Source organism: Spirillospora sp. NPDC049652 (genome assembly GCF_040675125.1).
In the GTDB taxonomy this organism is placed as follows: Bacteria; Actinomycetota; Actinomycetes; order Streptosporangiales; family Streptosporangiaceae; genus Spirillospora.
Genome location: NZ_JBFAOF010000225.1, coordinates 1 through 9,071 on the forward strand (window position 1 = coordinate 1; position 9,071 = coordinate 9,071).

Below are 9,071 nucleotides of genomic sequence, written 5' to 3' on the forward strand. Positions count from 1 at the left end.
CCGGCTGCCCGCTCGGCGGCGACCCCGACGGGCTGGTGCGCAGGATCGACCGGCAGCTCGCGGCCACCGCCGTCGCGGGCCGGCCCGTCCAGCCCGACGCGCTCCTGCTGCAACGCGTCTGCTCGGCTCAGGTCAAGTCGCTGAAGGCGCTCGGCAGGCTGAAGAGCTGGAGCTGGACGTTCGCGCCGCAGCCCGCCGCCGACGACCGCACCGACCGGACCTGCGTGAACGGCCAGGGCCGGCTCGGTCTCGCCATCGCCACCCGCGAGCCGCTCACCGAGGTCCGCCACGCCGGCCTGCCCTCGCAGCCGGGACACGGCCGGATCGCGGTCTGCGGAACGGTCCAGGCGTGGGCCGCGCGGGTCTGCACCGCGCAGTTCAGCTCGGCCGAGCCCGATGACGACCCGGACGGCGCCTGGCGGCCCAAGCAGACCCAGACCCTGCTCGGACTCGCCGACGCCGACCGCGTCGTCATCGGCGGAGACTTCACCGACAAGCCGCGCGCGAAGTCGCTGGACGCGTTCTACAGCATCTACTCCGAGTGCGGCGGCAAGCGCGTCGGCGACCCCACCCGCCAGGACGCCTCGGGCAAGGCGACCGAGAAGACCGACTACCTCTTCGCCAGCCCGTCCGCGGCGCTGTCCTGCGGCGTCCCGGCGGCACCGGTGCACGCGTCCGACCACCGTCCGCTGACCGCGACGATCCGCTTCAGCTGACGCGCACTTTCCGCGGGGGTCAGTGGACGGCGCGCCCCTGCGGGGGTCAGTGGACGGCGCGCTCCTGGCCCTCCCAGTAGGGGGCGCGCAGCTCACGCTTGAGGATCTTGCCGGTCGGGTTGCGCGGGATCGCGTCGCGGAGCTCGACCGACGACGGGCACTTGAAGTGGGCCAGCCGCGCCCGGCAGTAGTCGATCAGCTCCCGCGGCGCGACCTCGCCGGACGCCACGACCAGCGCCTTAGGGGTCTCCCCCCAGGTGTCGTCCGGGACGCCGATGACCGCGCAGTCGGTCACCTTCGGATGGCTCATCAGGACGTTCTCCACCTCGGCGGGGTAGATGTTCTCCCCGCCCGAGATGATCATGTCCTTGACCCGGTCGTGGATGAACAGGTAGCCGTCCTCGTCCAGGTAGCCCGCGTCGCCGGTGCGGAAGAAGCCGTCCGGGAGCAGCGCGGACTTCGTGGCGTCCGGAAGGTCCCAGTAGCCGAGCATGTTCTGCGGCGTCCGGCAGAGGATCTCGCCGACCTCGCCCGCCGCCAGCTCCTCCAGCGTCGCGGGATCGGCGATGCGCAGCTCGCAGGCGGGGTACGGGATGCCCGCGCTGCGCAGCCGCGCGGTGTTCGGGCCGTCCGGGTCGTGGTCGGCGACGGGCAGGTAGGTGATCGCCCCGGTGGTCTCGGTCAGCCCGTAGACCTGCATGAACGCGGTGTCCGGCAGCATCGCGATCGCGCCGCGCAGCACCTCGTCGCTGATCGGGGACGCGCCGTACAGCAGCAGCCGCAGGCTGGACATGTCGCACTCGGCGACCTCGGGCAGCATCTGCATGAACTGCAGCAGCGCCGGGACGAGGAAGATGTGCGAGACCTTGTGCCGCTCGATCGCGCGCGCGATGAGGACGGGGTCCGGTTCGCGTCCGATGACGCCGGTCAGGCCGTCGAACACGACGCCGACGGTGAGGATGCATCCGGCCACGTGGTACTGCGGCATCGCGACCATCAGCACGGACGACTCGTCCAGGTCCCAGAGGTCGTCGGTGATGGGCAGCGCGGTCACGAAGTTCTCGTGCGTGAGCATCACGCCCTTGGGCCGGCCCGTCGTCCCGGACGAGTAGAGCTGCACGAACACGTCCAAGGGCTTCGCCTCGTGCGCGGGCGGGGCGGGATACTCGGCCGCGATCCATTCCTCGTAGTCGGAGCCGGTCACCACCGTCCGCGTGACGTTTTCGAGACGGCCCTCCAGCGCGTCCAGCATGGGGACGAAGTCGGGACCGACGACGAGAACGCGCGCGCGCGCGTTGGAGACGATGAACTCCACCTCGTCCGGCGCGAGCCGGTAGTTCACCGGCACCAGGACGGCACCGATCCGTGCCGCGCCGAACAGCAGCTCGGCGTATTCGAGGGAGTTCTTGTCGAGGATCGCGATCCGGTCGCCGGGCCCGACGCCGGACGCCGCGAGCGCCGCCGCCGCGCGGTCGACGCGTTCGTCGAAGTCCCGGTAGGAGATCGCGCGTTCTCCCGCGTGGAAGGCGGTCTTGTCCGGACGCGCCTGCGCCCGTTCGCGAAGAATCTCGGTCAACACCGGCATGGACGCGCCCCTCTCGCCGACGACCCGCCCGCGCGCCGCCCGGCACACGGCGGTGAGGGCATCATCGGGCCATCGGCGTTCCCGGGACAAGCGGTTCCGCCGGTGCTTTCCGCACCACACCGAAGGAACCTGCCGGAAGGCGACGGCAACGCCACTGAAGGCGCACGCCGGGCCCCGCACGGGAGGCCCGTGCGGGGATCCGTGCCGACGCGCGCCGGAGATCGTTCCGGCGGCGCGCGCCGTACGGCGGAGGGCGCGACTAGCCGCGTCGGCTGCTCTTGGAGACCAGCGTGACGACGAGCGCGATGACGACCGCGAAGAAGCCGATGATGAAGAAGAACTTCAGCATCGACAGGACCCAGCCGAGCACGGCGAAGGCCAACCAGAGCGCGAGGATGACGCCGACGATTGTGAGGATTGTCCGTCCCATGCCTGCAAATCTAGGCCCGGAACGCGCTCGTCGTCATCACTCTGGAGGACGACGCCGACCCCTACCGTTCCCCGATCCCGACCCTGAGACCTCAGGGGGACGCCCCCGGTCGCACCCTGAGCGCACACGAGACGGGCCGCGCATGCCGTGGCCCGCCTCGTTCGCCGTAGGCGCCTCTTACTCGTCCTTCTTGCCTTCGGAGGCGTCCGGGATGCGCTGGTCGAGCTGTGTCTTGGGCGACGCCTTGGGCTCGTCGGAGGACGCCGGCTCGGCGGCGGTGCCGTCGAGCATCGTGCGACTCGCGTCCAGCATGGTCTGCGGCGCGGGAGTCTCCCGCTTCCCGTCCTGGGACGCCTCCGGAGCGGGAGCGGGGGCCGGAGCAGGGGCGGGAGCCTGAGCGGGAGCCGCCTGGGGAGCGGCGGGCGGCGGGGGCGGCACGGCACCGGGTGCCGGAGGCTGCGCATACGGCCCTGACGGCGCCTGCTGCGGAGGCCCGTAACCGGGAGCTGCCCCGAACGGGGCGGGACCGCCGGCCTGGCCAGGCTGGAAGGGAGGCTGGCCGGGCTGCGCCGGAAGCTGACCGGGCTGACCGGGAGGCGGCTGGGTGCTGAACGGCTGCCCGCTGGGAGGCGGGGGCTGCGGCGCGCCCCACTGCGGTCCGCCGGGCGCACCCATCACCGGAGCCCCGGGAGCACCGGGAGCACCGGGAGCCACCATCCCGGGCATGCCGGGCGCGGGCGCACCCTGCGCGGGCATCGCCGGTCCCGCGGACCCGGCCCGCGACATTCCGAGCAGCGTCCCGGCCCCGGCGGCCACCAGCGCCACCAGCGGCGTGATCAGCTGCTTGAGGGGCAGGTGCTTGAACGACTGCGAGAGAACGATGTCGACGTGGCGGCCGGCGTCGTACACCAGACTGCCCCCGAGGAAGCCGACGCGCAGCGCCACGAAGGCCGCGACGGCCGCCACCACCGGCACCACGGGGTTGGACGACCGGACGGCCAGCAGCGGAAGCCCGACGATCAGCCCGGCCAGGACGAGCTGGATGTACAGGTAGGTGTCGGAGAACAGGAAGCCCGGACGGTCGCCCCCGACCAGGACCTGGTTGAAAGCGCGCACCCCCAGGTAGCTCGTGACCGTCAGGACGAGCGTGGCCACCGCGCCGCTCCCCATGATCAGCAGCAGGGCCGGGAGCACGCGCGACCCGGCGGGACGGCCGGGACGCGGCGGCGGGAAGGGGGAGGCGGGAGGTACGGCGGGGGTCGGCTGGTGCATTTGACCATTAAATCCACCATCGCCCGCCGGTGCAGCCCCTCCGTCCCCGATTCCATCGGCCGAAGGCGGCCCGCCGACACGGTGGAGAACTCCCCGATCCGCCACCGCCCACGCCTCAGGCTCGGGCCGCCCTCGCCCCGCCCGCGGGCAGCCCCTCGCCTCGTCCTCGCGCCGCCCTCTCGCCGCGCTCAGGACGTTTCCTCGCCGAAGTTCTTACAGAGTGATGACGCGAGGGCGCGATCTCCGCACGTCGCACATACCGTGGTCCTCGTGAGCACACCGACGCGCCCTTCGCCCGGCGGACGACCGGCCGCCGCGGCGCCGGAGGTCCCCGGACGCATCCTCGTGGTCGACGACGACCCCACGGTCGCCGAGGTCGTCGCCCGGTACCTGGTCCGCGACGGCCACGACGTCGAATGCGTGGCCGACGGCCGCCACGCGCTGCACCGCGCCCGCGAGAACCCGCCCGACCTGATCGTCCTCGACCTGATGCTGCCCGGCATGGACGGCCTGGAGGTGTGCCGCAGGCTCCGCGAGACCACGGCCGTCCCGGTCGTGATGCTGACCGCGCTCGGCGCGGAGGCCGACCGCCTGGTCGGGCTGTCGATGGGCGCCGACGACTACGTCACCAAGCCGTTCAGCCCGCGCGAACTGGCCCTCCGCGTCCGGTCGGTGCTGCGCCGGGCGCGCGGCGCGGTGCTCCACACCGCGCAGGGCCGCCCGCTCCGCGACGGCGACCTCGAACTCGACCCGGGCGCCCACACGGCGACGCTCGCGGGCGCGCCGCTCACCCTCACCGCCCGCGAGTACGACCTGCTCGCCTTCCTGCTGCGCAACCCGGGCCGCGCCTTCACCCGTGAGGAGCTCCTCGACCGGGTGTGGGGCTGGTCCTTCGGCGACTCGGCGACCGTCACCGTCCATGTCCGCCGCCTGCGCGAGAAGCTCGAACCCGACCCGGCCGCACCGCGCCGCCTGGTCACCGTCTGGGGCGTCGGCTACCGCTACGACCCGTCCACCGCCGACCCGTCCGCCCCGGATGCCCCGGCTACTCCGGACACCTCGCACACCGCGCGCACGGCGGCGGCGCAGACGGCCGACCGGGGCGAGCGCGTGAGGGGGCGGCGATGATCCCTCTGGAGGATCTGGTCTGGGTCGCCTGGTACTCGGCGCTGGCGGCCGTGCTGGTCGCGGCGGCCGGCCTGCTGACCCTGCACCTGCTGCGCGACCGGTCGGTGGCGACGCAGCTGACCATCGTCGGCGTGGCGACGGTGCTGGCCACGGTCTCCGGGATCGTGGTGATCTCGCTGATGATGCTGCTCAACGAGCACGACGTGACCGTGGTGCTGTGGGTGGTGTCGGCGGCCGGGACCGTGGCGCTGGCGGTGTCGGTGCTGCTCGGCAGGCGGCTCGTCGCGGCGAACCGGGTGCTGGTGGAGGCCGTCCGGGCCGACCCGTTCGAACCGCCGGACGTCCGGCTGCCCGCGGAGCTGGCCGAGTTGTCCCGCGAGCTGGAGGCGGCGCGCACGCGGCTGGCGGAGGCGCACGAGCGCGAGCAGGCCCTGGAGGCGAGCCGCCGGGAGCTGGTCGCCTGGGTCAGCCACGACCTGCGCACCCCGCTCGCCGGGCTGCGCGCGATGGCCGAGGCCCTGGAGGACGAGGTCGTCGCCGATCCGGAGACCGTCCACCGCTACCACGGCCGCATGCGCGTCGAGGTGGAGCGGCTGGCCGAGCTGGTGGACGACCTGTTCGAGCTGTCCCGCATCCACGCGGGCGCGCTGCGCCTGTCCCGCGAGCGCGTCGGGCTCGCCGACCTGGTCGCCGAGGCCGTCGCGGGCGCCGAGCCGCTGGCGCACGCGAAGGGCGTCCGGCTGCACGGCGAGGTGTCGACCGGCGGGCCGGTGCAGGTGGACGCGTCGGAGCTGGGCCGTGCCCTGCGCAACCTGGTGGTGAACGCGATCCGGCACACCCCGGGCGACGGCTCGATCGAGATCTCCGCCGCGCTCGTCGCGGGCGAGGCCCGGGTCACGGTCGCCGACGCCTGCGGCGGCATCCCCGCCGAAGACCTCCCGCGCGTCTTCGACGTCGCCTTCCGCGGCGAGACCGCCCGCACCCCGGGCGGTGGCGGGGGGCTCGGCCTCGCGATCGCCCGCGGCATCGTCGAGGCCCACTGCGGCCGGATCGGCGTCACCAACACGGGCCCCGGCTGCCGCTTCGAGGTACGCCTCCCCGCCGCGGCCGCCTGACCGCCCGGTCGGCGGGTCAGGAGTCGAGGCCTTCTTCGATGGCGCGGAAGGTGGGGCAGGGCCAGCGCCACATGCAGGCCCGGCAGCGGCGGATCGGGCTGGTCGGGTCGCTGGTGATGCCGCCGGCGTCCTGCGGCCGGTGCAGGTCGACGAGGCGCACCGCGAGCTCGGTGAGCGTGATGACCTCGTCCCGCGCGCCGGACAGGAACATCAGGTCCTCGCGCGTCAGCCGGGTGCGGACCGGGACGAACCCGGAGCGGTTCACCAGGCGGCCCAGGTACTGGGTGGACGAGCGCCAGGAGGTGGACTTCTCCGATCGCGCCCGCATCGAGCCGAGGCGCTCGCGCAGCCGGAGCTCGCGCGGATCCCCGTCGTGGTCGGCCCTCATCGTGCACACCTCCTCCGCGCGGCAACGCCCCTACGGTCCCTCATGCGGGGACGCCGGGGAGGGCGAACCGGGCAGATCCAGGGTCCGGAGACGGCCAAGAACCGCAAGATCAACAGTAGTCCGGGCGGCCTACCGGCCATAACAGAGACATTCCCGGCACCTCACGCACCGTCACGACGCGCAGGACACGCCCACGCGACACGAGGAGTTGGGCAACTCCCTGGCTCGAGCGCCGTTCGCCCGATAGTGTGCCGGTCGTGGAGCTCAATGTCTCGACCGCATCTCAGGGAGGTCACGCCGTCGTCACAGCGACCGGCGAACTGGACCTGTACACCGCGCCCCGGTTGCAGGCCGCGCTCGCGGGCCTGCTGCGCGACCAGGCCGACCGCGTCACCGTCGATCTGAGCGGCGTGGAATTCTGCGACTCGACCGGCATGAACGTCCTGCTGTCCGCGATGAAGCGGCTCAAGGAGCAGGGCGGCGCGCTGGAACTGGCCGCACCACGCCCCGCCGTGAAGCGCATCCTGCAGGTCACCGGGCTCGACACGGTGTTCACCGTGGTGGACGCCGTGCCCGCTTTCGACTCTCTCTGACGGTCCCCACGCCCTGACCGCCCGGCCGGACGGCGCGCACCGCGCCGTCCGGCCCTCGCGCGCCCGGCCCTAGCGTGCCCGGCCCTCGCGCGCCCGGCCCTGATCGCCGTCCGGACCCGATCGCCGTCCGACCCCACCGGGAAGCCCGTCTCCGGGCCGGGCGGTTCCGCTCGGTTCCGGCGTGGGGCGTCCGGTGGTCGCTACGATCGGGCGCATGCAGGACGTAGCGGTGATCATCCCCGCCAAGGACGAGGCCGACCGGATCGGCGCGACGGTCGAGGCCGCCCTGGGGCTCCCCGGCGCGGACCTGGTGGTGGTCGTGGACGACGGGTCGTCCGACGGCACCCGCCGGGCCGCCGAGCAGGCGGGCGCGCGGGTCGTCCGGCACAGCCGCAACCGGGGCAAGGGCGCGGCGATGGAGACCGGGGCGGAGGCCGTCCGGCTGCTGGACGAGGGCCGTGACCAGCCCCGCCACCTGCTGTTCCTGGACGCCGACCTCGCCGGGACCGCCGCCGAGGCCGCGCCGCTGGTCGAGCCCGTCCGGGCGGGCCAGGCGGAGATGACGATCGCGGTGTTCTCGACCACGGTGAAGCTGGGCGGGCACGGGTTCGTCGTCCGGCTGTCGCGGGACGGCATCCGCCGCGCGACCGGCTGGTCGCCGACGCAGCCGCTGAACGGCCAGCGCTGCCTCACCCGCGCCGCGTTCGAGGCGGCCCGGCCGCTCGCCGCCGGGTTCGGCGTCGAGACGGCCCTCACCATCGACCTGCTGCGCAAGGGGTTCCGGGTGACCGAGGTCGAGGTGCCGCTCGCGCACCGCGCCACCGGCACCGACTGGCACGCCCAGGTGCACCGCGCCCGGCAGTTCCGCGACGTCGCGCGCGCCCTCGCCGTCCGCGAGCCCGCCGTCGCGACCAGCCTGGACCGGCTGCGCTCCTACCGCCGCTCGTGAAGCCGGCCGATCCCGCCGAGCATCGTTTCCCGCCCCACCGGCGCGCGTCCGACCACGGAACCGGGCCTGAGCGGGCAGCGGCCGACCGGTCGCCGAGGCCGTGCGGCGAGCTCCGCGCGCGGAGGCTCGGGAGCGCGGGGCTGGCCGGGATCGGGATCTCGCTGGCGTGCTTCCTGCTCACGGCCCTGCTTGGGCCGTCGGTGTTCCAGCCCGTCCTGCCCGGCGGCGCTGGGGAGCCGCCGTTCTCGCTGACCGCGCATCCGTCGCCGTACCTGGTGATCGGGCTGGTCGCGGCGGCGACGGCCCTCGGGGCCGGGGGCCTTCTCGCGTGCTTCCTGGCGGTCCGGCGCGGCTGGCGTGTCCGGGCGCTCCCGCTGGTGGCGGGCGGGATGCTCGTCGCGGCGGCGTTCGCGTTCATGCCGCCGACCGGGTCGGCCGACCACCTGAACTACGCGTCCTACGGCCGGATGGCGGTCACCGGCCACGATCCGTACGCGACGACCGCCTCGGACGTGCCGCACGACCCGGTCATCGGCGCGGCCGAGGAGTGGCGGCGGACGGCCTCGGTCTACGGCCCGGTCGCGACCGCCGGGCAGGCGCTCGCGTCCTGGATCGGCGGGGACTCGGTCCGGTTGACGGTGTTCGTCCTGTCCCTGGAGAACCTGGCGGCGTTCGGCCTGACCGCGCTGATCCTCTACCGGACGGCCCGGGACGGCGCCGGACGGCTGCGTTCGGCGCTCCTGTGGACGTGCAACCCGCTGGTCCTCTTCCACTTGGTGGGAGGGGGGCACAACGACGTCCTCGCGGTCCCGGCCATGATCGCGGGGCTCGTGCTGTGCACCCGGGCGGCCGGGGGGCCGGGCCGCGCCCTGCTCGGCGGCGTCCTGCTCGGGGC

10 protein-coding genes are annotated in these 9,071 nt (G+C 73.9%); 6 read left to right on the top strand and 4 right to left on the bottom strand.

Going from position 1 to position 9,071, the window contains the following annotated elements:
• A partial coding sequence (locus tag AB0J52_RS16815; protein WP_500182493.1) for an endonuclease/exonuclease/phosphatase family protein occupies positions 1-716 on the top strand: 716 nt, incomplete at its 5' end.
• A 46-nt stretch (positions 717-762) separates the two neighbouring features.
• Here the strand turns inward: AB0J52_RS16815 and AB0J52_RS16820 are convergent.
• From AB0J52_RS16820 to AB0J52_RS16830, 3 genes are all read right to left on the bottom strand, one after another.
• A complete protein-coding gene (locus AB0J52_RS16820; RefSeq protein WP_500182494.1) occupies positions 763-2,301 on the bottom strand; it encodes a long-chain-fatty-acid--CoA ligase in 1,539 nt (512 codons plus the stop codon).
• Between the two features lie 259 nt (positions 2,302-2,560).
• Positions 2,561-2,731 carry a hypothetical protein gene (locus AB0J52_RS16825; RefSeq protein ID WP_500182495.1) on the bottom strand — a complete coding sequence of 57 codons (171 nt, stop codon included), beginning with the start codon at positions 2,729-2,731 and terminating at the stop codon, positions 2,561-2,563.
• Positions 2,732-2,908: 177 nt separating this feature from the next.
• Positions 2,909-4,003 carry a hypothetical protein gene (locus AB0J52_RS16830; RefSeq protein WP_500182496.1) on the bottom strand — a complete coding sequence of 365 codons (1,095 nt, stop codon included), beginning with the start codon at positions 4,001-4,003 and terminating at the stop codon, positions 2,909-2,911.
• Positions 4,004-4,273: 270 nt separating this feature from the next.
• Between AB0J52_RS16830 and AB0J52_RS16835 the strand changes: the two genes are divergently transcribed.
• Positions 4,274-5,131, top strand: coding sequence for a response regulator transcription factor (locus AB0J52_RS16835; RefSeq protein WP_500182497.1), 858 nt, complete (start codon positions 4,274-4,276; stop codon positions 5,129-5,131).
• The gene (locus AB0J52_RS16840; protein ID WP_500182498.1) at positions 5,128-6,246 is read left to right on the top strand and encodes a sensor histidine kinase; all 1,119 of its coding nucleotides are present in this window, start codon (positions 5,128-5,130) and stop codon (positions 6,244-6,246) included. Before AB0J52_RS16835 ends, AB0J52_RS16840 begins: the two co-directional genes overlap by 4 nt.
• Before the next feature lie 16 nt (positions 6,247-6,262).
• Here the strand turns inward: AB0J52_RS16840 and AB0J52_RS16845 are convergent, their stop codons facing one another.
• Entirely contained in the window at positions 6,263-6,634 is a 372-nt protein-coding gene (locus AB0J52_RS16845) for a hypothetical protein (RefSeq protein ID WP_500182499.1), read from the bottom strand.
• Positions 6,635-6,891: 257 nt separating this feature from the next.
• Here AB0J52_RS16845 and AB0J52_RS16850 point away from each other — a divergent pair, with 257 nt between their 5' ends.
• The 3 genes from AB0J52_RS16850 to mptB all read left to right on the top strand — a co-directional run.
• A complete protein-coding gene (locus tag AB0J52_RS16850; RefSeq protein WP_500182500.1) occupies positions 6,892-7,227 on the top strand; it encodes an STAS domain-containing protein in 336 nt (111 codons plus the stop codon).
• A gap of 214 nt (positions 7,228-7,441) precedes the next feature.
• A complete protein-coding gene (locus AB0J52_RS16855; protein ID WP_500182501.1) occupies positions 7,442-8,176 on the top strand; it encodes a glycosyltransferase family 2 protein in 735 nt (244 codons plus the stop codon).
• Positions 8,173-9,071 (top strand): polyprenol phosphomannose-dependent alpha 1,6 mannosyltransferase MptB (gene mptB, locus AB0J52_RS16860; RefSeq protein ID WP_500182502.1); only part of this gene is annotated, 899 nt, incomplete at its 3' end. The genes AB0J52_RS16855 and mptB, both read left to right, overlap by 4 nt.

Excerpts from the sequence above, each read along its gene's own strand:
- AB0J52_RS16825 (WP_500182495.1), bottom strand. The coding sequence starts at position 2,731 with ATGGGACGGACAATCCTCACAATCGTCGGCGTCATCCTCGCGCTCTGG.
- AB0J52_RS16820 (WP_500182494.1), bottom strand. The coding sequence starts at position 2,301 with ATGCCGGTGTTGACCGAGATTCTTCGCGAACGGGCGCAGGCGCGTCCG.
- AB0J52_RS16855 (WP_500182501.1), top strand. The coding sequence starts at position 7,442 with ATGCAGGACGTAGCGGTGATCATCCCCGCCAAGGACGAGGCCGACCGG.
- AB0J52_RS16830 (WP_500182496.1), bottom strand. The coding sequence starts at position 4,003 with ATGCACCAGCCGACCCCCGCCGTACCTCCCGCCTCCCCCTTCCCGCCG.
- AB0J52_RS16845 (WP_500182499.1), bottom strand. The coding sequence starts at position 6,634 with ATGAGGGCCGACCACGACGGGGATCCGCGCGAGCTCCGGCTGCGCGAG.
- AB0J52_RS16840 (WP_500182498.1), top strand. The coding sequence starts at position 5,128 with ATGATCCCTCTGGAGGATCTGGTCTGGGTCGCCTGGTACTCGGCGCTG.